The sequence below is a fragment of the Bacillus sp. DX4.1 genome (assembly GCF_030348195.1).
In the GTDB taxonomy this organism is placed as follows: domain Bacteria; phylum Bacillota; class Bacilli; order Bacillales; family Bacillaceae_G; genus Bacillus_A.
Window position 1 is genome coordinate 2,950,778 of record NZ_JAUCFT010000008.1, and the last position, 25,251, is coordinate 2,976,028.

Annotated in this window: 20 protein-coding genes and 5 pseudogenes; 11 read left to right on the plus strand and 14 right to left on the minus strand. The window is 33.8% G+C overall.

Annotated elements, in window-relative coordinates:
- Positions 1-16 precede the first annotated feature (16 nt).
- From QUF99_RS18000 to QUF99_RS18010, 3 genes are all read right to left on the minus strand, one after another.
- Positions 17-340, minus strand: a complete 324-nt coding sequence (locus QUF99_RS18000; RefSeq protein WP_289371684.1) for a hypothetical protein — start codon at positions 338-340, stop codon at positions 17-19.
- A gap of 28 nt (positions 341-368) precedes the next feature.
- Complete coding sequence (locus QUF99_RS18005; protein WP_289371685.1) at positions 369-791, minus strand: hypothetical protein; 423 nt, start codon at positions 789-791, stop codon at positions 369-371.
- A gap of 193 nt (positions 792-984) precedes the next feature.
- The gene (locus tag QUF99_RS18010; RefSeq protein ID WP_289371687.1) at positions 985-2,484 is read right to left on the minus strand and encodes a nitrate/nitrite transporter; all 1,500 of its coding nucleotides are present in this window, start codon (positions 2,482-2,484) and stop codon (positions 985-987) included.
- Between the two features lie 1,069 nt (positions 2,485-3,553).
- Between QUF99_RS18010 and moaA the strand changes: the two are divergent.
- A pseudogene (moaA, locus tag QUF99_RS18015) lies at positions 3,554-4,472 on the plus strand (GTP 3',8-cyclase MoaA).
- Between the two features lie 121 nt (positions 4,473-4,593).
- Here the strand turns inward: moaA and QUF99_RS18020 are convergent.
- From QUF99_RS18020 to QUF99_RS18045, 8 genes and pseudogenes are all read right to left on the minus strand, one after another.
- A pseudogene (locus QUF99_RS18020) lies at positions 4,594-4,758 on the minus strand (IS6 family transposase); the annotation flags it as partial.
- A 460-nt stretch (positions 4,759-5,218) separates the two neighbouring features.
- On the minus strand, positions 5,219-5,929 hold the full coding sequence (locus tag QUF99_RS18025) for a Crp/Fnr family transcriptional regulator (protein ID WP_289371689.1): 711 nt from the start codon (positions 5,927-5,929) through the stop codon (positions 5,219-5,221).
- Positions 5,930-6,412: 483 nt separating this feature from the next.
- Entirely contained in the window at positions 6,413-6,577 is a 165-nt protein-coding gene (gene rd, locus QUF99_RS18030; protein ID WP_286121104.1) for a rubredoxin, read from the minus strand.
- Between the two features lie 202 nt (positions 6,578-6,779).
- Positions 6,780-8,000 (minus strand): NAD(P)/FAD-dependent oxidoreductase, encoded by a 1,221-nt coding sequence (locus tag QUF99_RS18035; RefSeq protein WP_289371691.1) that lies wholly within the window; start codon positions 7,998-8,000, stop codon positions 6,780-6,782.
- 215 nt (positions 8,001-8,215) lie between these two features.
- Positions 8,216-9,451, minus strand: a complete 1,236-nt coding sequence (locus QUF99_RS18040; protein ID WP_289371692.1) for an FprA family A-type flavoprotein — start codon at positions 9,449-9,451, stop codon at positions 8,216-8,218.
- A gap of 163 nt (positions 9,452-9,614) precedes the next feature.
- Positions 9,615-9,767, minus strand: a pseudogene (locus tag QUF99_RS28580) (SAM-dependent methyltransferase); the annotation flags it as partial.
- 153 nt (positions 9,768-9,920) lie between these two features.
- Positions 9,921-10,109, minus strand: a pseudogene (locus QUF99_RS28585) (hypothetical protein); the annotation flags it as partial.
- A gap of 50 nt (positions 10,110-10,159) precedes the next feature.
- Positions 10,160-10,882 (minus strand): YwiC-like family protein, encoded by a 723-nt coding sequence (locus QUF99_RS18045; protein WP_289371694.1) that lies wholly within the window; start codon positions 10,880-10,882, stop codon positions 10,160-10,162.
- Between the two features lie 597 nt (positions 10,883-11,479).
- Here QUF99_RS18045 and QUF99_RS18050 point away from each other — a divergent pair.
- From QUF99_RS18050 to ric, 3 genes are all read left to right on the plus strand, one after another.
- A complete protein-coding gene (locus QUF99_RS18050; protein WP_289371696.1) occupies positions 11,480-13,348 on the plus strand; it encodes an anaerobic ribonucleoside triphosphate reductase in 1,869 nt (622 codons plus the stop codon).
- The gene (nrdG, locus tag QUF99_RS18055) at positions 13,345-13,794 is read left to right on the plus strand and encodes an anaerobic ribonucleoside-triphosphate reductase activating protein (RefSeq protein WP_289371699.1); all 450 of its coding nucleotides are present in this window, start codon (positions 13,345-13,347) and stop codon (positions 13,792-13,794) included. Before QUF99_RS18050 ends, nrdG begins: the two co-directional genes overlap by 4 nt.
- A gap of 331 nt (positions 13,795-14,125) precedes the next feature.
- A complete protein-coding gene (gene ric, locus QUF99_RS18060) occupies positions 14,126-14,833 on the plus strand; it encodes an iron-sulfur cluster repair di-iron protein (protein ID WP_289371700.1) in 708 nt (235 codons plus the stop codon).
- 126 nt (positions 14,834-14,959) lie between these two features.
- Here ric and QUF99_RS18065 read toward each other — a convergent pair whose 3' ends face one another.
- Positions 14,960-16,081, minus strand: coding sequence for a TIGR04053 family radical SAM/SPASM domain-containing protein (locus QUF99_RS18065; RefSeq protein ID WP_289371701.1), 1,122 nt, complete (start codon positions 16,079-16,081; stop codon positions 14,960-14,962).
- A gap of 367 nt (positions 16,082-16,448) precedes the next feature.
- Between QUF99_RS18065 and QUF99_RS18070 the strand changes: the two genes are divergently transcribed.
- The 6 genes from QUF99_RS18070 to QUF99_RS18095 all read left to right on the plus strand — a co-directional run bounded on the left by QUF99_RS18070 (position 16,449) and on the right by QUF99_RS18095 (position 21,887).
- Positions 16,449-17,138 (plus strand): Crp/Fnr family transcriptional regulator, encoded by a 690-nt coding sequence (locus QUF99_RS18070; RefSeq protein ID WP_289371703.1) that lies wholly within the window; start codon positions 16,449-16,451, stop codon positions 17,136-17,138.
- A gap of 900 nt (positions 17,139-18,038) precedes the next feature.
- The gene (locus tag QUF99_RS18075; protein ID WP_286121113.1) at positions 18,039-18,266 is read left to right on the plus strand and encodes a DUF1858 domain-containing protein; all 228 of its coding nucleotides are present in this window, start codon (positions 18,039-18,041) and stop codon (positions 18,264-18,266) included.
- Positions 18,267-18,278: 12 nt separating this feature from the next.
- On the plus strand, positions 18,279-19,508 hold the full coding sequence (locus tag QUF99_RS18080; RefSeq protein WP_289371704.1) for a DUF438 domain-containing protein: 1,230 nt from the start codon (positions 18,279-18,281) through the stop codon (positions 19,506-19,508).
- A gap of 503 nt (positions 19,509-20,011) precedes the next feature.
- Positions 20,012-20,443: a VOC family protein gene (locus tag QUF99_RS18085; protein ID WP_289371706.1), complete on the plus strand. Its 432-nt coding sequence runs from the start codon at positions 20,012-20,014 to the stop codon at positions 20,441-20,443.
- A gap of 1,023 nt (positions 20,444-21,466) precedes the next feature.
- The gene (locus QUF99_RS18090; protein WP_289371707.1) at positions 21,467-21,664 is read left to right on the plus strand and encodes a helix-turn-helix transcriptional regulator; all 198 of its coding nucleotides are present in this window, start codon (positions 21,467-21,469) and stop codon (positions 21,662-21,664) included.
- A gap of 13 nt (positions 21,665-21,677) precedes the next feature.
- Positions 21,678-21,887, plus strand: a complete 210-nt coding sequence (locus tag QUF99_RS18095; protein WP_289371710.1) for a hypothetical protein — start codon at positions 21,678-21,680, stop codon at positions 21,885-21,887.
- 549 nt (positions 21,888-22,436) lie between these two features.
- Here QUF99_RS18095 and QUF99_RS18100 read toward each other — a convergent pair.
- On the minus strand, positions 22,437-22,940 hold the full coding sequence (locus tag QUF99_RS18100) for a phosphoribosylanthranilate isomerase (protein ID WP_289371711.1): 504 nt from the start codon (positions 22,938-22,940) through the stop codon (positions 22,437-22,439).
- Positions 22,941-23,225: 285 nt separating this feature from the next.
- Between QUF99_RS18100 and QUF99_RS18105 the strand changes: the two are divergent.
- Positions 23,226-23,933, plus strand: a pseudogene (locus QUF99_RS18105) (IS6 family transposase).
- Positions 23,934-24,087: 154 nt separating this feature from the next.
- On the opposite strand, the gene QUF99_RS18110 reads toward QUF99_RS18105, so the two are convergent.
- Positions 24,088-25,236, minus strand: a complete 1,149-nt coding sequence (locus tag QUF99_RS18110; protein WP_289371713.1) for an MFS transporter — start codon at positions 25,234-25,236, stop codon at positions 24,088-24,090.
- Positions 25,237-25,251 lie beyond the last annotated feature (15 nt).

The following is a 25,251-nucleotide window of genomic DNA, read 5'->3' on the forward strand; positions in this document are numbered from 1 at the left end:
ATCTTTTCAGCTCCTTCTACAGTTTGATCATTTTATAATAATCTTGCATTAACTGAGTCTTGCATTGCTTTGCTGTTTCCTCAAAAAAACGAATGACTTCTTCACCTGGGTGCATCGCTTGCTCAAAGCCTACAAATGTTGTTGCTGCATGTGAAAAAGATTGAGAAAATTTTAATATGATATCATAGCCATTTTCTTTTTTCAATATGGTTCCTTGAATATCGAAAGGATGGATATGATACTTTTCAAATACTCCAAGCATCTGTTTATATAATGTTGGGAGCTCAAAACGTAATAATCTTTCTTCTACTATGTTATTTTCATTCATAATTATCCCCATCTCATATTCCCTTATTTTTCCTCATCTATCATTCGCTATTTGATAGAAGATTATTCATTTCATCTTCATTATGTATTTCATCAATAACAATAAGACTATCTATTAACATAATCATCCGGTCATCAAGTTCTTTTGTTTGCAATCTTTCTTTCATTTCTTCCACAATACGACGCATAAGATCATGATCACGAGTAAGTTGAATAACGGTTTTCTCCATTTCTTGGTTTTCCTTGACGATATCCTTATATAATCCTTCTTCCTCAGACTCCGCATGTTTTAATGTCCGTGATTCCCAATGTTCAATTATTATTTCAGCAATCTGAACTGCCTTTTCCTTTTGATCTTTATGTAAACATTTGCAAAACAACTCTCTTAACTCCCTTGCTTCATTAAGGGCTGCTTCATGGATGGAAGAATGTGCATCTCGCTTTTTTAAACTAGGTCCTGACAATTACTTCACTTCCCTTCTGGTAATTAAAATAGATAATCAGATATACCTTAAATATTAAAGTTTGAAACTATTTCTATAAGCTTATCCATATACATTTTTTTTAAACTTCTTCGTCATGTTCTCGTTGGAGTCCATACATAAAAATGAATACATAAAGAACTCAAAAAAAGCCTAAGTTCTCTATGCATTCAAGTTACTTCCTCTCTTCTGTCAAATCGCTAAACAATCCGACATAGTATTTTACTTCTTCAGCTTCATTTTTCACTGCACTAATGGTGAGCCACTCTAAATAGATCTCATTATTCTTTCTTTTATTCATAATTTCACCCTGCCAATATCCATTAGCACGAATATTTTCCCACATTCTACGATAAAAGCTCGCATCGTGTAGTCCTGACCTTAAAATACTTGGGGTTTTTCCAATCACTTCTTTAGGTTGATAGCCTGTCACCCTCGTAAAAGCAGGATTCACCTTTTTAATAATTCCTTTTGTATTAGTAACCATCATTCCTTGTGCGACGCTTTCGATAATTTTTGTTTCTAAGTTCAATTTTTCAAGATAATACATCCAGACAATAATAACAAAACTTACAAGTGAAAATTGTGCTAATGCCATGAAACCTATCGCATAATGTCCTGTTAAATTAAATACTAATGATAGTACCAACGGTGGGAAAAAACCTCCCATTCCTCCCATAGCTGATACAATTCCGTTAACAATTCCTGCTTGCTTAGAAAAATAATAAGGAACAAGTTTAAAGATTGTTCCATTTCCAATCCCAGCACAGAAAGCAACAGTCAAGCACCCTATCGTATACAATGTAATCGTTGGTGAAAAGGATAAGAGTACACCAGAAAATGTTAATCCACCAAAAACAAATAATAAAATGAAAAATGGATTAAACTTATCACCTAACCAACCACCTACTGGTCGTAAAAAGGTTGCGATTGTAATAAAACCGGCTGTACGCATTCCAGCATCTACTGGAGTCAATTGAAAGTTTGAAACTAAAAAATTTGGAAGATAGACTGTAAAGGCAACAAATGAGCCAAATGTAATAAAGTAAAAGAAACTTAAAAACCAAAGTTTTTCGTTTCGATAAACAGCCTTAATTTGCTTTCCTAAAGGAGTGTTTTCTCTAGGTTCTTTTGAATCACCAAGAAAAAAATTTAAAATAGCAAAAATAAGAAGAGGTATTAGAAAAAGTCTTACAGTTGTAACCCAACCAATTGAATTTGCTAATATCGGAGCTGCAAATGAAGTAATTGCTGTACCAATATTTCCAGCACCATAAATTCCATTAATAAACCCATGTCTTTCTTTTGGATAATATTTTGGAAGTGAAGTTACACCTATCGAGAAGGTTGCACCACCAATTCCAAGTACCAAACCGCCAATAACTAGATCAGCAAGTGAATCAGAAATACTAATATAGAAAACAGGGAAGAGTAATAGTAAAAAACTAATGACAAAATTGATCCTTGCTCCAAAACGGTTTGTCCAATATCCCAATAGAATCCTCATTAAAGATCCTAATATCACAGGGACTGCCGTAACCAATGCAACTTCATTATCAGATAATGTAATATCCCTTTTTATATTTGGCATTAAGGAAGAGATTAATACCCAAACCATAAATCCAACAATGAGACTAGAGGTTTGAAGAGGCAATTGCCATTTTCTCTTATTCATCTTATAAATTTTCTCCTTTCAAAGAGGTCTTTTACTGTGGATTGTATTTAGTTTTTGGCAACATCGAAGATTTATTCCTTAATTAATTCAATCTCTGTATTCTTTAAGAAGATATAAATTCTTGATAAAGAGGCGAATATCCTATACTCCATCACGATACATATAGAATATGAAAGTTGATGAATTGTAATTTTTTTATAAATCAACAGAACATTGCTACCATGGTCTGTATACCTATCCACTTTAAAGAAATAGTGGGAGATGAAGAAAACCCCCACTGATTAAAGTTTCACTTTATAAGAGTATCTTTCATCATTTAAACATTAATGAAATATCTAATTATACGAATTTTAAGTTATACGCCAATATTACAACGATTCAACATTCTTATTTTATTTAAACCCTTTATTGATTCATAATTTGGTACAAGTAGGCAGTTTTATTCTCATAATGATGTACACGCAACTAAAACATTGACTACCAAGCTAGCAATCCCCCTTTCCACTGCACTTATCTAATAAAAGAAGTAGCGTGCGTAATATTGCCCTATGTACATCAGATAAAAGTATCGTTAATCAAACAAAATTCTAATTCGTGAAAAATCATTGTTTTTAGTGGATTAGTCTCACCAAAGGTATTAGTAAGACAGTTAAAATTGAAATAAACATTGTACTTTCTAAATCTATACCAATTAACCTTTCAAGTAGACTTTCGATGATTTAATTACAATAGTAGGATTTATACAGAGAATTTCATCTAATGTTTATCCCGCATTAACGGGCAGTAAGACCCCCACTTCAAGATTCAGAGAGAAGCAAGGAAGATAGGTGGGGGATAACTGCCCGTAAAAGCCCGATTGGTTCAACTAACCATCAGTGGGGGATGAAGAAAACCCCCACTGATGGAAGTTTCACTTTATTCGCGCCCTGAAAGGGTTATAAATAATAAGCTTTAAAGGGAGAGATTTTTATTGAAATTAAATAAGACGGTATATGATCACTTTAACCGTCCCCTTCGTGATTTACGAATTTCTGTTACAGACAAATGTAACTTTCGCTGTACGTATTGTATGCCAGCAGAGATATTTGGACCAGACTACCCTTTTTTAAATAAAGACGAACTTCTATCATATGAGGAAATAGAGCGCCTCACAAAAATTTCCGTTCATTCTCTAGGCGTACAAAAAATTAGAATTACAGGTGGCGAACCACTAATGAGAAAGGATTTACCTGAACTTATAAAAAATAAATCAAATTAACGGCGTGAAAGATATTAGTATGACAACAAATGGTTACTTTCTGTCTAAACATGCATATGCATTAAAAGAGTCCGGATTAAAACGTGTATCCACTAGTCTAGATTCGTTAAACGACGAAGTATTTGGAAGTATAAATGGTCGAGGAGTTACTGTAAAAACTGTACTGGATGGAATTGATGTAGCAGCTGCAGCTGGTTTAAAAGTGAAAATTAATATGGTTGTAAAGCGTGGTATGAATGATCAAGAAATTATTCCAATGGCTAAATATTTTCTTGAAAAAGGCCATATTTTAAGATTTATTGAATATATGGATGTTAGGTATACCAATAAATGGAATCTTAAAGATATTTATCCCTAAGAACAAATAATTAAAGACATCCATCAAGTAATACCCGTTGAGGCAATTGATCCGAACTACACAGGTGAAGTAGCTACTCGTTATCGGTATGTAGGAACAGAAGCTGAAATTGGTATCATATCATCCGTTTCAAATGCATTCTGTTCAACATGTACTCGTGCCCGCCTTTCTGCAAATGGGACATTGTATACGTGCTTATTTGCAGAAAAAGATTATGAATTACGGGATTTTATAAGATCCAACCAATCAAACGAAGAACTAACAGAGCTTCTTCAAAACATATGGTTTAGAAGAAAAGATCGTTATTCTGTTGAACGAAGCGAATCTTCTACTAAACGTAAAAAAATTGAAATGTCCCATATTGGAGGCTAATGGGGGAAATAGATTCAGGTAACTGAAATCAATCTCTAAAGGATGTTGGCGGTACTCCATTCACATCAGTTTTTTTGTTTACATATATGGCGATTCATTCTTCAACCGTTCGCATATCAACTTTTACTTTGGTATTCGTCTCATCCACTCGCCTGGCGGGTGGATGACAACGCATCCTTGTATCTAATTCCGGACCGTATTGCATAATTGTTGTATGAGCAACTAGTAAACTGCGTTCTTCCATCACTTCTACAAGGATTCGATAACTTAAACTATATCGCAAATACCGTACCCTCTTACTATAGATAAAATGATTTCTGGCTAATAATGCTTCTACCTAAAACCTGTTGGTCTTTTTCATATTGACTCCTACTTTGTTAGATTGATAGTATTAATATGTCCAAGATTTAGAGATTACTTGAAATTTCCGCTCCAGAATCGCATTTATGTATAGTAGTACCATCTGTTGTTTAAATTCGGCTATAAATGTTCTTCTTTTTCTATTAATCATTGTAGTTTCTTCTGAAGTATATTATGTATATATAAATCCATTTTGATTTTTCGACATATAAGCCGCGGCTATGGATAACAAAAGGTGACCTGCACTCTTTGTTTTCACTTGGCATGGGGCAGGAAAAGGATCTGACCGCTTCTATGCATGGCCGGATGCTCTCTCCCACCTAAAAAGAAGGGTTTTATGTCGTTTTTTTAATTTGTATTTATATAGTTCAGTATAACCTATTCATCTACCCTATATATTCTCTAAAGGCTAACTTATTTTTAACTATTAGTCGCTTATTTCCAATTAATGTTATAAGCCCTAAGTCTTCAAATTTACTAAATTTACGACTGATTGTTTCCCTTGTCACCCCTATATAGTTTGCAATTTCTTCTCGTGTCAACGGTAAATTTATAAGTATTCCTTTATCAGTATCCTCCCCATACTTTTCGCAAAATTCTAGAATTATATAGGCAATTCTAACTTCTGGATTATTTGTTGCAAGATTTTGAGCTAAATTTTCTGTATGTGCTAACCGTTTTGTAACGGTTTTTAACAGTTTTAATGCAATACCTGGATTCCGCTCCATTATATGATCCATATTATCTTTTGTTAACATACAAATTTTTGTATCTTCCATAGCATACGCACTAAAATTACTCTTCTCATCGCAATTAAATATGTTTAATTCACAAAAGCACTCACCACTCGTTAAAATATGTAAAATTTGCTCTTTCCCTTGAATGGTTAATTTAGATAACTTTACTTGCCCTTTATTAATAATAAATAATGTGTCTAATTTCTCTCCTTCATGAATTAATGGTTGTCCCTTTTTAAATTGCTTATGTTTTGTCATCGAAGCTATTTTTAAAACTTCTTCATCAGATAGGGATTTAAAAATGAGAACTTTTCTTGGACAAGGCTTCACTAGATTTTTATGATAACAACGCTCTTTCATATTACTTTACCTCACCTAACTTTAAATATATTACATAAAGTGAAACTTTAATCAGCCCTCACCAATCGAGCTTTTACGGGTAATTTATCCCCCACCTATCTTCTTTGCTTTCGCCGAAGTTTGAGGTGGGGGCTTACTGCCCGCGCATAGCCGGATAAAGTATCTTCGTACCTAATTCATTATATCTTTTCCTAAAGACCACACCAGTGACCCAAGTCACATAAGAAAACGTTTTCTATATAAATTCATTTTTATTTTTTGACATATAAGCCGCAGCTATGGATAACAAAAGGTGATCTGCACTCGTTTTCTCTCTTTGTTTTCACTATGTCTGGACAGGAAAAGGTTCTGACCGCTTCTATGCATGGCCGGATGCTCTCTCCCACCTAAAAAGAGGGGTTTTATCTCGGTTTTTTAATTTGTATTTATATATACAAAAAAGTAACGAGAAATTATTTAATATTCTCGTTACCTTTTTCCTTTTTATTCTTCTACTGGTGCAAAGTGTTCAGTATCTTCTCCACATACTGGACACACCCAATCTTCCGGTAAATCTTCAAAACTTGTTCCTGGTTCTATATCTTCATCTGGATCTCCAATTGCTGGATCATAAATATAACCACATGGTAAACAAATATATTTTTTCACTATCATGTCCTCTTTCTATTATTATATTAAGATTTTAGTTTCTCTATAAATCCATTTTGACTTTTCGAGATATAAGCCGCGGCCATGGATAACAAAAGGTGACCTGCACTCTTTGTTTTCGCTTGGCATAGGGCAGGAAAAAGATCTGACCGCTTCTATGCATGACCGGATGCTCTCTCCCACCTAAATTTATCTCGGTTTTTTAATTTGTATTTATATTTTTTACTTTGCTCATTATTTCACTTATATTCGTATTTTTCATATCAATCTCTTCTAATGATACTTGTTTTTCAATAGCTGACTTGTAAGGGATGGATGCAGCAACTCCTTCTAATGAGATGACACCTACTATTTTATTATCCTTGATAAATAACCTTGTATACTTCTCTTTCCCATCTTCTTCAACGATAGTTGTATCACATTGTTTTTCATCAACGAATCCAATTGAGAATAAAGATACATCGAATGCATTAAAGATAGTAGTTGGAATTGCTTTCTTGTAAATTGCAGGATTAGAAACCATATTACTTCCTGCAATTTTCCCTTGATCCATTGCGCGTCCCCATAGTCCGCCAATTTCACCATTTACTTCTGCTACATCCCCAGCAGCATATACAGATTCCACATTCGTTTCCATCTTCTCATTGACAACAATACCTCTATTTACATGAATAGGCGTATTATTTACTAAAGAAATGTTAGGATTGACTCCAATTGAATAAAGAACACTATCACAATCTATTAATTGTTCACCGTTCACTTTAATTCCAGTTACTTCCTCTTCTCCAAGAATAGAATCAATAGTCGTATTTACATATACCTTTACTCCGGCACTTTCAATTTTTTGTTTTAATAGAAGAGACATTTTTTCATCTAATTGTCTTCCCATTAGTGTAGCGGCAACTTCTACAATAGATACTTTTTTACCAGCTTTCATGATAGACCAAGCCGTTTCTAATCCTTGCACGCCCCCACCAATGTTTACAACATGCTTTTTATCTTCTAAACATACTTTAAAGTTATCTGCTTCATGCATGTCTCTAATAGTAAAGACATTTTTTTTATTTATTCCATCTACTGGTAGCCTTCTATTATTTGCACCTGTACAAATTAATAATTTGTAATAAGAAATTTTTTCATTATTTGATGTAACAATATGTTGCTGCTCTGTATCAATTTTTACTACCTTTGTATTTGTGAAAACTGATATATTATTATTTTGGTACCATTTTTCTTTTTTGATTAAAACTTTTTCACTATGTAAATCTGAATATAGCTCTTTTGATAGTTTAATTCTGTTATAGGGTAAAGATGATTCTTCACCAAAAATGAATATATTTGAATCCTTGTCATGGTCTCTAACTGCTTTTGCAGCATTTACAGCAGCTACTCCGCTTCCGATAATAACAAAATTCTTTTCCATGTTTTCACCTACGTTTTTCTATTAAATATATAAATCCATTTTGATTTTTCGACATATAAGCCCCGGCTATGGATAACAAAAGGTGACCTGCACTCGTTTTCTCTCTTTGTTTTCACTATGTCTGGGTAGGAAAAAGATCTAACCGCTTCTATGCATGGCCGGATGCTCTCTCCTGCCTAAAAAGAAGGGCTTTATGTCGGTTTTTTAATTTGTATTTATATAGAACTTAATAATAGATCTGTGACAAATGTTGTTGCATGTTTGATTCGTTTTGTTTTCTCTTCATCCTTTGGAGAGAATCTTACACGAATAGGGAATTCAACGTGAGTCATACCTGTAGATTTAATAACGTTTGATGTACTTTGTACATTCATGTTTGTTTTATTGAGGTAATCTTGTACTACCTCAATTGCTTCACCACTCCAACCATATGATCCGAATGCAGCTGCAACTTTCCCTTCTAAGTTCATTTCTGTCATTTCTTTTAAAATTTCTTCTAAGTTTCCAATCATATCTCCATATTTAGTTGAAGATCCAATGAAGACTGCATCTGCTTCTTGAATACTCTTCATAATCTCTGATTTATCCGACTTTTCAGTATTAAATACTGTTACTTCAATGCTATCTGCTTCGAATATTTCTTTGATGATATTTGCTATTTTTTTCGTATTATTTTTGATTGTTGTATATACGATTGTTACTTTTTTACCTTGGGTTGTATCCTTGCTCATTTCTTCATATAAATCAATATATTTTTGTACATCTTGACGTAAAATGTATCCATGAGATGGAGCGATCATTTGTACATCTAAATCTTTTAATGCTTCTATTAACGTTCTAACGTATCTTCTATGTGGATGCATAATTGCATTATAGTAGCCAATAAAATCTTCTGTAATATCTACATTCGCTTCATCGCTAAAAATTTCATTATTCGCTACGTGCGTACTAAAGATATCACATGGGAATAAAATTTTATCTTCTATGCAATATGTAATCATCGTTTCTTCTGTATGGAGATATGGGGTTTCTTTAAATTTCAATGTTTTTCCGCCGATATCTAATGTGTCACCATCTTTTACAACTAAGAAATTTCTATTATGCAGCTTATACATTTCTTGTAACTCAGGTACTGCAATTTCTGTGCATACGATTGTAGCATTGGTAGCTCTTGATGCTAATGCTGCTAAACCACCTGAATGATCGGGTTCTGAATGATTCACTACGATATATTGAATTTCTTGTGGATCAATTAATTCGCTTAAATATTCTACAAATTCTCTTCCAAACTCTATATCAACTGTATCAATCACTGTTGGTTTTTCAGTTTTTAGAAGATACGCATTATAAGTTGTTCCTTTTGCTAAGATTAAACGATGAAACGGAACTTCCCTATTATCGATTTTCCCTACCCAATATATATCTTCTGTTAGCTTAATTTCTCTATTCATATTTTTTAATTCCTCCTGATTGTTATCTCTTAACAACACATTTATTATAAAAATTTTCCTAAGATAAAAAGAGGACTTGAATCACATTTTGCAAAAACAAATAAAAAAAATACCTTAGTAAATGAAAATCTTTTTCTTTACTAAAGTATTTTTTATTACATATTTATTTTGTAGCTACAATAACTAAAGCTGGTCCATTCGGTGAATAAGCTACTTTCTCAAAACTGGCATAAGCTTCTACGGACTGAAAACTACACTCTTTTAATATAGGCAGTAATTGTTTTTTTGTAATAGGATATAACGGAATACTATTTGATAATGCTTTATCATCTATATAAATCCATTTTGATTTTTCGACATATAGCCGCGGCTATGGATAACAAAAGGTGACCGGCACTCGTTTTCTCTCTTTGTTTTCACTATGTCTGGGCAGGAAAAGGATCTGACCGCTTCTATGCATGAACGGATGCTCTCTCCCACCTAAAAAGAAGGGGTTTATCTCGGTTTTTTAATTTGTATTTATATACATTCAATGTTGCAGTAAATAATACTTTTTCTCCCTCTAACGTATAATCTCGCTTAAATGAGAAATGTTCCTTCTTTAGCACTGGAAATATGAAGTTTTTTTATCTAATACTTTTTCAAAATTTACAATTTGATGGTTGAAAAGTTAATGGACAATAAAGAGCTTGCTTTAATAATTGTAAGTTACATAAAGGCTTTGACTAATAATATTGTTGAAATAAAAAAGTAAATGGAATTTAAGGTTTCCAAAACGCCCACTTTTAAAATCGAAATATTTCTACCATAAAGAATTATGGATCGTACCAAACTTGGTATAAAGGCAATGGTAAACCAAGGTGATACAATTAAAGTAGCAATCACAAGTAAAGAATGGTACCCCCATGAAACAAAGCGATACGTTGGATTCTTTTTTTCACGAATCATCGTTTTTACATAAAACGTACTTCCCATAAAATATAAAAATGATATAGTCGCAATCACCCATATCTTCTCATCAACTGTTTTCATTGTGAAATAATAACTAATTATTCCCCCTATACAAAACAAAATAATAGCACATATATCATTTAGTAAAGCTCGTTCGTTTTTTTGACGAGAATAATAAATATTTATGAAAAAACATGGAATCATGATAATAGAAAAGAACACAATACGCCATTCATACATAAGAGCAATGATCGCACATACAAAGGCCACACTAAAATAAAGAAAGAAACAATGTAAGTAATACTTCTTTCGTGGTTGTTTTACGTACATTAATAAAGGATACGTGGCTAAATATACAAACAGCCATGCTAAAAAGAGTGGTATGTGATACCACGTCCCTTTACCAATTAAAATACCCAAAACAAATGGAATAAGCAACATTCCCCATGCTCCATGCTGCTTTGGAATAATTAACTTCATTCTTTCAACACCTCACACTCAAAATTTTTTATCAACAATGTCATATACTGATACTTACAAAAAAATTCATATCATGAACTCTATAAAGTGAAACTTTTATCAGTGGGGGTTTTCTTCATCCCCCACCTATCTTCTTTGCTTTCGCTGAATTTTGAAGCGAGGGTATTACGGTCTGCGCATAGTCGGGTGAATTCCTCATACTCTCTTCTGCATTAAAGATAAACTATGCTGAAAAAGGATACTGTGAATAAAATCACTGCATTATGTTTTTATACCTTTTATTTTATGAATTTAAATTTAGCATCAAATGATTATGTATTTTTTAAAATAATATAACTTACTAAAACCTAGATAGCATATATTTTTGTTCATTTTCCTAATGGCCAATAAATCTATTAAACTCTAAAGCAATATACTCAAAAACAATTTAATAGGCAATAATCGTTTATTACATAATAATTCATTCCCCCATTATACTAATTCTTAATCTTATATTACTTTATACGTATTATGCTTTTTTGCTATTCTTGCAAAACCATTCTATATGTAGTATCATTTCATCGTCACAGCACAACATATTGATAAGGAGTGATTCGAATGAATCCATCAAGTAGAATAAAAAAACAACCGTGGGATAATTTATGGACAACATTTAACACGATTGTACAGGATAACGATCAAGATTTAATGCAAGAAAATGCAAATGTCGATGGTCGGTCTCCAATGGGAATGATGGGAACATTTGCATCTGAGAGTGCAAAATATTATGCGATGGAACAATTACTTTCTGAACAGGTAAAAAAAGCAATTGATCAAAATATTTTATATCCACATGATTTAGATTTTTATGCAACGGGTACGACAACGTGCTCACAAATTCCATTAGCACAAATACTAGAAAAAGGGTTTCATACAGGTCATGGACATATGCGACAACCACAAGATATTAAAAGTGCGTTGGCGCTCTCTTCTATTATTTTTCAGGCAAATCAAAATATGCAGCACGGTGGACAATCCTTTGCACTGTTTGATATGGATTTAGCACCCTATGTGAGAAAAACGTTTGAAAGAAATAAAAAACGTTTAGAGACGTACCCATTAACAGCCGAGCAAGTAGAAGAGTTTGCGTGGAGAGAAACAGAAAACGATACGTATCAAGCTTGCGAAGCGTTTATTCATAATTCTAACAGCATGCATAGCCGCGGTGGTGGACAAGTACCGTTTGTTTCTATTAACTACGGAACGGATACATCAAAAGAAGGAAAATTGCTAATTAGACAGTTATTACGAGCAACTCAAGCTGGGTTAGGAAAAGGAGAAACACCAATTTTCCCGATTCAAATCTTTAAATTAAAAAAAGGTGTCAATTTTGAAGAAAGAGATCCGAATTATGATTTGTTTGAACTAGCATTAGAAACGACAGCAAAACGATTGTTCCCTAATTTTTCGTTTTTAGATGCACCATTCAATGCGGTGCATTATGATGGTCGTCCTGAAAGCGAAGTGTGCTATATGGGCTGTCGTACCCGTGTTATGTCTAATATTCATGGAGAAGAAACAGCCATTGGAAGAGGAAATTTATCGTTTACGTCTATTAACTTAGTAAAATTGGCATTAATAAGTGACTCAAAAGAAACATTTTTTGAAACATTGAATTATTATGTTGATCTCGGCATTCGCCAGCTACTAGAAAGATTTGCTTACCAATCTACAAAAAAAGCAAGGGATTTTCAGTTTTTATATTCACAAGGAGTATGGCGCGGTGGTGAAAAACTTCAACCAGAAGATTCTGTTGCTGAAATTTTGAAACAAGGTACGTTAAGTATCGGCTTTATTGGACTTGCTGAATGCTTAGTTGCTTTAACAGGAAAACATCATGGGGAAGATGAAAATTCGTGGAATCTTGGGAATGAAATCGTTACCTTTATGAGAAGCAAGATGGATCAAGCAACGGAAGAGTATCAGTTGAATTTTTCATTAGTCGCAACCCCTGCAGAAGGATTATCAGGAAAGTTTATAAAAAAAGATCGAGATGAATTTGGAATCATTAGCGGTGTAACAAATCATAACTATTATACAAATTCATTTCATATCCCGGTTTATTACTCCATTCAAGCGCTTGATAAAGTTCGTTTAGAAGGACCGTTTCATGCGCTGTGTAACGGCGGTCATATTACATATATCGAATTGGACGGATCAGCAATCCATAATCAAAAAGCATTAAAGCAAATTGTACAGGCAATGGCGCAACATGGGGTTGGATACGGCTCTATTAATCACCCGGTGGATCGCTGTAAATGCTGTGGCTATAATGGAGTGATTGAAAATGAATGCCCAAGCTGCGGGAATGAAGATGAACATCATATTGAAAGAATCCGCCGCATTACTGGATACCTTGTCGGGGACATGTCGAAATGGAACAGTGCGAAGCGTAGTGAAGAAGCAGATCGGGTGAAACATAAATGAGAGTAATGAATATTATTCATGATAGTGTTGTAGATGGAGAAGGGCTTCGGACAGTCGTGTTTTTTGCGGGCTGTCCGCATCATTGTTTTGGCTGTCATAATCCAAAGTCGTGGAATCTTTGTAACGGTACTGAGATGAGTGCAGAAGAAATTATAAAAGAGATCGCAACAAATTCGCTGACTGATGTAACATTTTCAGGTGGAGATCCATTTTTTCAAGCTGCCGAAGTGAAAGAGGTGGCAAAGGCTGTGAAAGGTTTGAAAAAGAATCTATGGATTTACACTGGTTATACGCTAGAAGAGATACAGAATTCGCAAAACAACGATATGACAGAGTTGTTACATTATGGAGATGTTTTAGTTGATGGAAAGTTTGAACTCGAAAAAAGAGATTTGACACTTCCATTTCGCGGAAGTTCCAATCAACGTATTATACTAATAAAATAAAATTTATCTATTTTAATATAAAACATATTAAATGCACAAAGGAAAGACATGGATTGTATTTATAAAGCGAAACTTTTATCAGTGGGGGGTTTCTTCATCCCCCACTGATTATTAGTTGAACCAATCGGGCTTTTACGGGCTGTTTATCTCCCACCTAAACTTCTTTGTAATCCTCAAGTTTTGAGGTGAGAGTTTTACAGCCCGTTAATGCGGGATAAAATTACTGATGATGAAATTAACACATTACAAGTGATATATATCACCACGTAGATTCAAAATTATTGATATTCTTAATCCAGATACTAAATTTAGAATTTATGGAGGCATTCATATGAAACATACATTTACCGAGACTTCTGTTATTGGTGATATTGTTACAAAATTCCCAAAGGCTAGCGATCTTTTTAAATCATATAGAATAGATTTTTGTTGCGGTGGTAATAGACCACTTATCGACGCTATTAATGAAAAAAATTTATCAGCAGAAGAGGTTTTAACAAAGTTAAATACTCTTTATCATGAAACAAAACTATTAAACGAATCTGAAATTGATTGGAAAACTGCTTCTTATAGCGAATTGATTGACTATGTTGTGAATAAGCATCATCGCTATTTAAATGAAGAGTTACCACTGTTAAGTCCATACGTGACAAAAGTGTTACGCGTTCATGGAGCAGGACAACCTCATTTAGCTCAAATTCACAAGTTGTTTCATGAATTAAAAACTGAATTAGAGCAACATTTAATTAAAGAAGAAACAGAAGATTTCCCATTAATTTTAGCATTTGAGCAAAATCCAAGCGATGAAAATTATGTAAAATTACGCAAAGTAGTGGATGAATTGGAAAATGAACATAACCATGCTGGCGATATTATTAAAGAACTTCGTAAAATTACGAATGACTTTACTCCTCCAGTAGGTGCTTGTGGTACTTATCGTCTTGTCTATCAACGACTTGAAGCTCTTGAATCCGATTTGTTCCAACATATTCATTTAGAAAATAATATTTTGTTTCCACGTGCAATTGCAAAAGCTTAAATAAGAAAAAAGGTGAACCCTTAACTTGAGAGTTGTGGGAACTAAAAAAGGGGGCTATCCCCCTTTTTTAGTTCCCTTCGTATGAAAAAATGGGACATGAGTAAAAAGTACTCATGTCCCATTTTTTCATACATTTTTTTTCTGTTTTCGTAATGCTTTTGGAATGTATACACAGAAAGGTTCACTTTCCATGTAATCTCCAGTCATGGCAAAAGCTCTGGAACGAGATCCTCCGCAAACATATCGAAACTCACAAACCCCACACTTCCCTTTATACTTGTCCGGATTACGCAAGTCTTGGAAGATAGGGGAGTTTCGATAAATATCAGCTAGTGGTGTTGTTCGAACATTCCCGGCTTTGATAGGTAATAACCCACTTGGATACACATCTCCAATATGAGAAATAAATACAAAACCGTTTCCATCATTCACCCCTTTTGGAGCACGTCCAAGCCCATTAATCTGCCCCGTCATTCCAGTCATCAATACATCCTGATATTGAATAGCCTGATCTATTTTTTTATTTTCTCTCATTTTTTGTTGAATCACAACACGTCTGTAGTGCTGAGCAGCTGTTGTTTTAATATCAAAAGAAACCTTTTTACTTAATTGATATAGCCATTGGAATACCCTTTCATGCTGAGCTGGTGAAATCATATCTGTTTCCTTGCCGCGCCCCGTTGGAACTAAGAAAAATACGCTCCAAAGTACACAATCTAATTCCTCTACTAACTTTGCCATATCTTCAAGTACATTCACATTATAATTAGAAACAACAGTATTAATTTGAATAGGAATTTTCAATTCATGCAAATAACGAATCGCATTCATTGTTAATTCAAATGATCCCTCTGTCCCCCTAAAATGATCATGTATTTCAGCTGTTGGCCCATCTAAACTAAATGCCCATCTAGCAAGCCCTACTTCTTTTGCTTTTTGAATCGTTTCTTTCGTAACGTTTGGAGTAGCACTTGGTGTCATGGATACCCGAACACCTTTTTTTATCGCATAATCCGCAATTTCATATACATCCGGACGCATTAACGGATCACCGCCGGTAAAAACAAGCATCGGATTATTCATTTCATATATATCATCAATTAGGTTTTTACCTTCTTCAAATGTTAGCTCAAGAGGATGACGATGATACTGAGCTTCCGCACGACAATGAAGACATTTTAATTGGCATGCCCTTGTTAACTCCCATATCACAATAAATGGATTTTTGTTAAAATCACGATTAATCAAGATTAAACCCTCCTATCAATTTATATTCTAATTGTAAAGTTATATAGGCATTAATGTTGTGAGATACATCACGAATGAAATTCTCATTATAAAGTGAAACTTTTATCAGTGAGGTTTTTTTCATCCCCCACTGATCATTAGCTCTCACCAATCGAGCTTTTACGAGCAGTTATCCCCCACCTATCTTCTTTATTTCTATCTGAATCTTGAGGCGGGGGCCTTACTGCCCGCGAATAGCGGGATGAATTTGTAAAAAAATGTTCACACTTTCTATCACAAATGTGATTTTTATTACTGTTTCATTTAACGGCTTGATATAATTTTATTATAGAAGGAATACGCCTGAAAATATTAAGGAGTTGTATATATGAAAGAGGAAATGATCAAAAAACATTTACGGGGAGTCTCCCTCTTTAAAGAACTTTCAGAAGAAGAACTTCAGCCCTTTGTGGATATTTCACAAATGCGAATTTATAAAGCAAAGTCATTTGTATTTATGCAGGGTGACATACTTGACCGTGTGTTTTTTATCCACTCAGGTAAGGTGAAAATTCAAAAAACGGATGTAACTGGAAAAGAACAAATTGTTTCTGTGCTTCAAGCTGGAGAAATGTTTCCCCACGCTGGTTTCTTCCGAGAAGGTACCTTCCCCGCACATGCTGAAATACTTGAGTCCGCACAATTAATTGTTACTCCAATCGCTGATTTTGAGAAAATTTTGATTCAGTACCCTGAACTATGTATTAAATTGTTTAAGGTTCTTGGAGAAAAAATTGTGGATCTTCAGAACAGATTAGAAGAACAAATTCTTCATGATACGTACGAACAAATTATTATGTTATTACTTCGCTTATGTAAATCAAATGGTATACAGATAAATGATACATATCAATTAACGACCTATTTTACAAATCGAGAACTCGCCAATATGATTGGAACATCAAGGGAAACGGTTAGTCGCACAATTAATCAGTTAAAAAGAAAGAAACTAATTCATATTGATGAAAACGGCTGTTTTATTATTATTCCAGAGAAATTAGAAGAAGAAATCATCTGATTGAATACTAATAAAGTGAAAATTTAATCAGTGAGGATTTTCTTCATCCCCACTGATTATTAGTTGAACCAATCGGGCTTTTACGGGCTGTTTATCTCCACCTAAACTTCTTTGTAATCCTCAAGTTTTGAGGTGGGAGTTTTACAGCCCGTTAATGCGGGATAAATAAAATCACCTTAATAGTTCAATATTAGATAGATAAAGAATAATACGTTCAATAACTAAAAAGAAAAACAAAAAACAGGCTGTCGATAATTTTTTCGTAAGCCTGTTAATCGCTAATTATGATTATCTCTACTGTAAATCAGTATCCCCATAATAAATAGATTGGGGGTTCTTTTTGTTGAATAAAATTTTCTCTTTATTACAAATAGTGTCATTCAATTTCTTCTTTTGAGTTCTATATAAATCCATTTTGATTTTTCGACATATAAGCCGCGGCTATGGATAACAAAAAGTGACCTGCACTCGTTTTCTCTCTTTGTTTTCACTATGTCTGGGGCAGGAAAAGGATCTGACCGCTTCTATGCATGGCCGGATGCTCTCTCCCACCTAAAAAGAGGGGTTTTATGTTGTTTTTTTAATTTATATATATATCGACACTCCTTTTATGCAACGTACTTTCCTAACGCGACCTAGTTTTCTCTTCAAATTTTCCGCTTGGTTATTTTTATGAGCCTCATTCATTTTAACGCCAATTTTCGATTTTTTAGCAATTCTTTATTTGATTCCCTTATCAAAGTAAGTAAAAAAATTGATTGGATTATTAAGAAATCACACATGTACTTTTTTAAAAAGTCTTTTAAAAAGTACATGTGTGATTTACCTCACAACCTATTCATTATCTCTATGTTACATTATTACTGAGAATTAATATCACTTGTTTCCGAGGTGAGAATGATGACAAAGATGATTGATTTTAGTCAAACAGTTTGCGATTTGGCTATCGAATACCCTGAAATCATCCCTATCTTAAAAGAGCTAGGCTTTGAACATATAACGAAACCCGGCATGCTGCAAACGGCCGGCCGTGTGATGACTATTCCAAATGGATGCCGAATGAAGGGAATTTCGTTCGATATAGTAAAAAAAACTTTTAAAAATAATGGATTTAACATTAAAGAATAGAGGAGAGTCCTTATGAGCGAGATAATTAACAATCGTGAACAAGAAAGTATGAATAAATTTGAACGCCAGGCAATCTTAAAGGAGATTATTAAAAATCTTCATAATGGAAAAAGTGTGGAAGAAGTAAAAGCACAATTTGAAGAAGCAGTCGGAAATATTACCGTTGCGGAAATTTCAAAGCTTGAACAGGCACTCATGGAAGAAGAAGGAATTCCAGTGGAAGAAGTACAACGTTTATGCTCAGTGCATACAGCTATTTTTAAAGGTTCTATTGAAGAAATCCATAGATCTGATAAATCCGAAGACCAACCTGGACATCCAATTCATACATTTAAGCTTGAAAACAAAAAAATCGATAAGCTTGTTAACTTCAAGCTTCAACTTCACTATGAACGGTTCGAAAAAGAAGATAGTGAAGAAAACGTCTATAAATTAATCGAAGATTTAAATCTGTTGCTGGATGTGGATAAACACTACAGCCGCAAAGAAAATTTGCTTTTCCCTTATTTAGAAAAATACGGAATTTACGGACCGACACAAGTAATGTGGGGGATCGATGACGTCATTCGTAACGCCATTAAAGATGTTAAACAAAAATTAACAAACTATAACGGAGATAAAAAGACAGTCTTAGACGGCGTTTACTTTGTCATCCGTGAGGCAAGTGAAATGATTTTTAAAGAGGAAAATATTTTGTTTCCGATGGCACTTCAAACTCTTACGGAAGACGAATGGATTAAAATCGCTCATGAAAGTGAGGAAATCGGCTATTGCTTAACAGGTCCTGCAGGCGTATGGAAACCTGAGAGAAAAGCGATACAAGAGCAGGCTATGTCTGAAGGATTCATTCGTTTAGAAACAGGTATACTATCTTTAAAACAATTAGAGCTAATGTTGAACCACTTGCCTGTGGATATTACGTACATTGATCAGGATGATGTTGTACGCTACTTCTCTCATGGAAAAGAGCGGATCTTTGCTCGCACAAAAGCGATAATCGGCAGAACAGTTCAAAACTGCCATCCTCCAAAAAGCGTTCATGTCGTTGAAAAGCTCTTAGAAGACTTCAAATCTGGAAACAAAGATTGTGAAGATTTCTGGATTAAGTTCAAAGATAAATATGTATACATTCGTTATTCCGCTATACGGAGTGAAGATGGAGAATACATGGGCGCCCTTGAATTCACACAAAATATTAATCCAATTCAAGAAATCCAAGGTGAAAAACGCATTCTCTCATAAGTTGGGATTGTCACAAGTCCCTTGACCTTTCCTTAAAGAGGATGAATCCATAGCTAAATATCCGATTCATCCTCTTTAAAAATAAAAACCTGCCATTCAAGAGTTTATGCCTGCTTCTATAACTAATTCATTTCATGCAGCGGAATACATATATCGATAACTCTTTGGTAAATATAGAAGAAAGTAAAAATGGATTTTTATTGACCTAACAGCTGTGTTAGTGGAATAACAAAGCCGGAAATGATCCAATTTTTTTATGAAAAGTAATCTTATAGAATATGTTGAGAGCCTGTTTTGATTAATCTTTTTTCAAAATATTTTTTATTAGCAATTCACCAACAATTTTTAGCGCAAATTTGTTCAAACTTTATTCTAAATCAACATTAGGCTATTGCATACGCATGTAACATGTGGTAATATCACCAAAAACATTTGTTCTATGCAGTAGTTAAATATGATTCTTTAACTACTACTCAAAATCTTTTAAAAAAGAGGTGCTTTTTATGATTTTAGGTATTAACCCTTATTTAGTTTTGAATGGTAATGGACAAGAAGCAGTTAAATTTTATGAAAATGCATTGGATGCAAAAGTTGAAAGCATTCAAACTTTTGGAGAAATGCCTGAAAATCCAGAATACCCTATTCCAGTTGATGCGAAAGACCGTGTTTTACATGCACAGTTAAAAATCGGTAATACTAATCTTATGATTTCTGACACATTTCCAGGTCAACCACACCAACTTGGATCACAAGTGACTATAGCCATCATGATAAACGATGTAGAAAAATCAAAAGAAGTATTCGAAAAATTACAAGAAGGTGGTCAAGTAGTAATGCCACTTCAAGAAACGTTCTGGAGCCCATCATATGGACAAGTAACAGACAAATTCGGCATATTTTGGCAAATTTCAACAATCGTTGATAATTGTTGCTAATAATTACTGATTTTCTTTTTACAAACACCATATTACTCTGAACTGTCCCCCATGAAATGGATAGTTTAATAACTTAAGCACTTAAGAGATGGTTTCGGTATTGTACTGGAACTATCTTTTTTAGTGTCCATTGATAGCACAATTTCTGTTAATCGAGTAGGAACCCCTAACCTCTCCCACCACCGTACGGTTCTGTATACGGCAGTTCAATTAAGTCTGACGAATTAATGAATATCTATTACTCAAGCTTTTAAGCCCTAGACAGTTCAGATTCCGCGTTGCCACAGACACCCTTGTCTTAAGCTAATTGCTACTACTACCTTCACAATTCGGGACTTGAACCCTAAAGAATATGCACATGCTGGGCGCACACGAAAAAAAGACTCTCTATTAGAGCATGCCCATCAACTTAAGAAATTCATTGTTACCCAAAACTAAAAAAATGAGCTGAATTGTTATAAATAATTGTAGATAGATAAAAATTTTCGTTTAGGGGGTACTTCATAACCTTAGCTTGATAGTGATGGGTCTGTATCCCTAATTAAAGAATTTTATGGTAACTCAACAATATCAAATTATATTATTGGTTAACATAACCCATCATTCTCGGTATTCAATGTATCTAAGAATCTAAAAGAATCCCTTCAGAAAATCCAAAAGGAATTAACTGTTCCAAAACATCAAAAATACATTTTAGGAACGTTCTTAAAAAATAAATACCTTTAGGTATATGTTTGCTTTTTCTTCAAAAATAGCAACCTTTTATAAAGGTATACCTTTTGAATCATATTTGTTAAGTGACAATAAAGTCGTTTAAAACATAATAAAGTTGTTTAAAAATGAAAGCCGATACTAAAAAACAGTGTCGGTTTTTTCTGTTTAAGGTGCAAGAATTGTAAGAATTATTCTTCAAGTAAAGGGCGGTATTCATAAAAAAGTTAATTCAGAGTAACTACTTTGTATTAACCTTTTTTATTACTATTTATATGTAAAGTTTACTTTACATATCGAGAGGAAGTTAATATGAAAAATCGAATTTCAGAATTACGAAAAAAGTTTGGTTATACTCAGCAAGCAATGGCTGAGCAGTTAAATGTTTCACGTCAGACAATTATTTCACTTGAAAACGGAAGATATAATCCATCCATCATGCTGGCGTATCAAATAGCAAAGTTATTTGGAAAAACAATCGAAGAAGTATTTATTTTTGAAGAAGAATAAAGGAGAGATAAAAATGCAAAATGTGAAAAGTAGAATGATATGGTATGTGGCACTCTTATTTATAGGAATCACTTTGTATATATCAGCTGAGTTTTTTGAAGTGATAGATAGCTTTTGGAGTGGGATGGGGATTGGGTTTGTCATTGTTTCGGCTATACGTTTAGTTCAGATTGGACGTTTTAAGAACGATGCTGAATATGCAAAAAAATTAACGGAAATATAGTGATGAGCGTAATCACTATATTGCGAATAAAGCTCGCTCTCATACTTTTTATTATTCTATTCTTGTGGAAGCAGTCGCAATTATTCTATTCAATATTATGGATATGTCTGAGATTGCACAAGTAATAGGAATGGTTTTATGTGGTCAAATAATTATTTACTGGATCACATACTTCCTCCTTAAATCTAAATATTGATTAGAAGAAATATTTAGATTAATTAGAATGAACTTAATAAAATTTGGGAGCTTTCTTTGAAAATTCGACAACCGAATTAAACAACTTTATTATTCTGTAACTTTAGGAGATAATTTGCGTATTTTTTAAACGATGAATTGCATATAAAAAAGAGAAGTCTATAAAATTACAGTAAGTAGTTCAGTTATTGTGGAGAAAACCTAAAATAACAAGCTAAATAACATTTGAATTCACAAGTTAAATCACACAGTAAATAGCACGCAAACAAGCTCAGAGCAATAAACTCTGAGCTTGTTTTTTAGGGGACTTCTTAATTACAGCACGCCGTTAGCACAATAAAATTAGTAAGAATTTTAGTCATTATATATCATACTTTTTAAGAAATCTATTTTTCTAATATCTTTATTATTATTTTTATCTGCTCGATAACTATCCTTAGATGAAGACTCGTAAACACATAAATATTGCTTAGGATTTAGTAAATAATACTTTACGTCTCCATTTTGATGTATCTCTAAATCCTCTAATTGTACTCCTGCGAAATTTGGTAAAGTGTCAATAATACCAAACTCAACTGATAAACCCTCTTTAGAGAACTCATGTTCATGCAAATCAATTAGGCTATATTCCATTGAATTCATGATTTTCATAATATCATTCCAGTTATGTATAGATAATTCAGGCGGTACTTCCCATCCTCTTTTATCACCAGGTACATGAACATCTAAGTCTTGGGCATCCCAACTCTTTCCTGTAATGACTTCTAAACCAACTGAACCCATTAACAATGGAATAATTTCAATATCATTTAGTTTTTTTGCAATTTTAATAAACTCATCAAACTTGCGATTATCCATTTGCCCCTCCACTTTTTCTCAATTTTACCAAATTATGTTCAACAAACCTGCCCGTTAATTGAACAATAACAATTTTGCTTCTCTTTAATTTTAACATAAATTACCTATCCCTTTTGTTTATTTTTTAACACCTCAAATGACAACCTCAATTGTACTGTGATAATAAAGCTGTTTAATTTACAATAAAGTCGTTTGGTTCTGGTGCAAAAACTTCAAGATAATTGCAATTAATCTCTAAATCTTGGACATACTGATACTATTACTCTAAAAAAGGGTGTGATCGGTATGGAAAACCAAAATTTGTTCAAATGGAAACATTATCAGCCTGACATTATTTTATTAACGGTGAGATGGTATCTACGTTACAACTTGAGCTTTCGTGATTTGGTGGAAATGATGGAGGAACGAGGTTTGTCCATTGCCCACACAACCATTATGCGTTGGGTTCATCAATATGGACCTGAATTAGATGCAAGAGTACGACGTCACCTTAAGCTAACTAATGACTCTTGGAGAGCCGATGAAACCTATATTAAAGTAAAAGGACAATAGATGTACTTATATCGTGCAGTCGATTCAGAAGGGAATACGATTGATTTTTATCTATGTGAATCAAGAAATAAACAAGCAGCCAAGCGCTTTTTCAAGAAAGCCTTGGCTTTTTCGTACGTTTCTAAACCTCGCGTGATAACAGTGGATAAGAACCCTGCCTACCCTGTAGCGATTCAAGAGTTAAAAGAAGAGAAACATATGCCTGAAGGTATACAACTAAGGCAAGTTAGATATCTCAATAATATAGTAGAACAAGACCACCGTTTTATTAAGAAACGTGTGCGTTCTATGTTGGGATTCAAGTCTTTTGACACAGCTACATTCATTCTTCCGGGAGTAGAAGCCATGCATATGATCAAAAAAGAACAGAATGATTTACGGGATCAGTCTGTCCAAAATCAGAAAGAATTCATCCATCAATTGTTTGGGCATGCAGCATAAGATACGTTTCCGCTAGGAATATATACGCTTTATTCTCTTTTATTTTATCTTTGCACCAGAACCAAAAGAATAGCATTGATTGTTCTTCTTACTTTTATAAGTATAGTTTACGTAGTAATTTTAACTAGAAATATTACTTAAATGCTTTCTTTTATTAAGCAGAAATATTTTGAACAGATGTTGTCTTTTTCGTTAAGAAGGCGTTGATCATCAGTGCCATAAAAATTGTACTCGTTGTAGCAAACACAACCCCATCCCATGCGAATTTATCCCATATAATACCTGGAATCCAAGAGCCAAGACTCCCACCTAGATAGAAAAAGAATAAATAGAGGGATGTAGCTGCCCCACGAGATGTTGTCGCAACGTCAGTAATGAAAGCTGTAGTTGCTGATTGTGATGCGAAATTTCCAAAAGCCAACAGAGAAGCACCAATAATAATTGCAGGCAATGTTCCAACAAGTGTCAGTAGTATCCCTATTACTCCAATTATATGACCGTTAGCCATTGTCCATCGTCTACCAATTTTATCTGATACATACCCTGATATTGGAGCCGATAATAATCCAAATGCATAAGTGAGATATAATAACGAAATTTCTGTAATAGTAAAATGAAAAAGTGCCCCACTTACATAAAATGGAATATAAGTGAAGAAGCTAATAAATGCAAAAAATTGGGCGAAACCAATTGCAGATGTTCCGACTAAGGCAGGATTCTTAAAATGAACAAGAAAACTTTTTTCGCTCTTTTTTGTTTGGTTTTTAGGTTTTGGTAAGTATATCCATATAAGGAAAACGACAGCCGTAGAGAATATGGACATGAATCCAAAAACTGCTTTCCAAGAAAATAGGTCGGCTATTGGACCAGAAACAACTCGACCTAACAACCCTCCCCCAACATTCGCACTTACATAAATGCCCATAATTTTACCGCGATGTTTTGTTGGAAACTCTTCAGAGGCATAAGCCATAATAACAGCAGTTACGCCAGGTATGAATAAACCATACACAAATCTCCAAAATAAAATCCCATTAAACGAATCCGTTATGGCAATCATGGCACTTGGAATAATTAAAGCTATACTTGCTGCTAAGATGATTTTTTTTCGATCGTATAAATCAAATAATGGTGCCAGAATAAAAGAAGTGATTGCTAAAGTGATAATTGTAATAGAAATTGTATGACTGACAGCAGAGATGGATAACTGAAATTCTTCTTCCCAAATAGGTAGCAAAGGCTGAGGTGCATAGAGAAGAATGAACGCATTTGCTGTAGCCAGAAATAATACTAGAAATCTCATGATTGATTACCACCC

Coding starts and splice junctions, on each gene's coding strand:
- QUF99_RS18000 (WP_289371684.1), bottom strand. CDS start 340: ATGGGGATAATTATGAATGAAAATAACATAGTAGAAGAAAGATTATTA.
- QUF99_RS18010 (WP_289371687.1), bottom strand. CDS start 2,484: ATGAATAAGAGAAAATGGCAATTGCCTCTTCAAACCTCTAGTCTCATT.
- QUF99_RS18025 (WP_289371689.1), bottom strand. CDS start 5,929: ATGAAAGAGCGTTGTTATCATAAAAATCTAGTGAAGCCTTGTCCAAGA.
- QUF99_RS18035 (WP_289371691.1), bottom strand. CDS start 8,000: ATGGAAAAGAATTTTGTTATTATCGGAAGCGGAGTAGCTGCTGTAAAT.
- QUF99_RS18040 (WP_289371692.1), bottom strand. CDS start 9,451: ATGAATAGAGAAATTAAGCTAACAGAAGATATATATTGGGTAGGGAAA.
- QUF99_RS18045 (WP_289371694.1), bottom strand. CDS start 10,882: ATGAAGTTAATTATTCCAAAGCAGCATGGAGCATGGGGAATGTTGCTT.
- QUF99_RS18050 (WP_289371696.1), top strand. CDS start 11,480: ATGAATCCATCAAGTAGAATAAAAAAACAACCGTGGGATAATTTATGG.
- nrdG (WP_289371699.1), top strand. CDS start 13,345: ATGAGAGTAATGAATATTATTCATGATAGTGTTGTAGATGGAGAAGGG.
- ric (WP_289371700.1), top strand. CDS start 14,126: ATGAAACATACATTTACCGAGACTTCTGTTATTGGTGATATTGTTACA.
- QUF99_RS18070 (WP_289371703.1), top strand. CDS start 16,449: ATGAAAGAGGAAATGATCAAAAAACATTTACGGGGAGTCTCCCTCTTT.
- QUF99_RS18075 (WP_286121113.1), top strand. CDS start 18,039: ATGACAAAGATGATTGATTTTAGTCAAACAGTTTGCGATTTGGCTATC.
- QUF99_RS18080 (WP_289371704.1), top strand. CDS start 18,279: ATGAGCGAGATAATTAACAATCGTGAACAAGAAAGTATGAATAAATTT.
- QUF99_RS18085 (WP_289371706.1), top strand. CDS start 20,012: ATGATTTTAGGTATTAACCCTTATTTAGTTTTGAATGGTAATGGACAA.
- QUF99_RS18090 (WP_289371707.1), top strand. CDS start 21,467: ATGAAAAATCGAATTTCAGAATTACGAAAAAAGTTTGGTTATACTCAG.
- QUF99_RS18095 (WP_289371710.1), top strand. CDS start 21,678: ATGCAAAATGTGAAAAGTAGAATGATATGGTATGTGGCACTCTTATTT.
- QUF99_RS18100 (WP_289371711.1), bottom strand. CDS start 22,940: ATGGATAATCGCAAGTTTGATGAGTTTATTAAAATTGCAAAAAAACTA.
- QUF99_RS18110 (WP_289371713.1), bottom strand. CDS start 25,236: ATGAGATTTCTAGTATTATTTCTGGCTACAGCAAATGCGTTCATTCTT.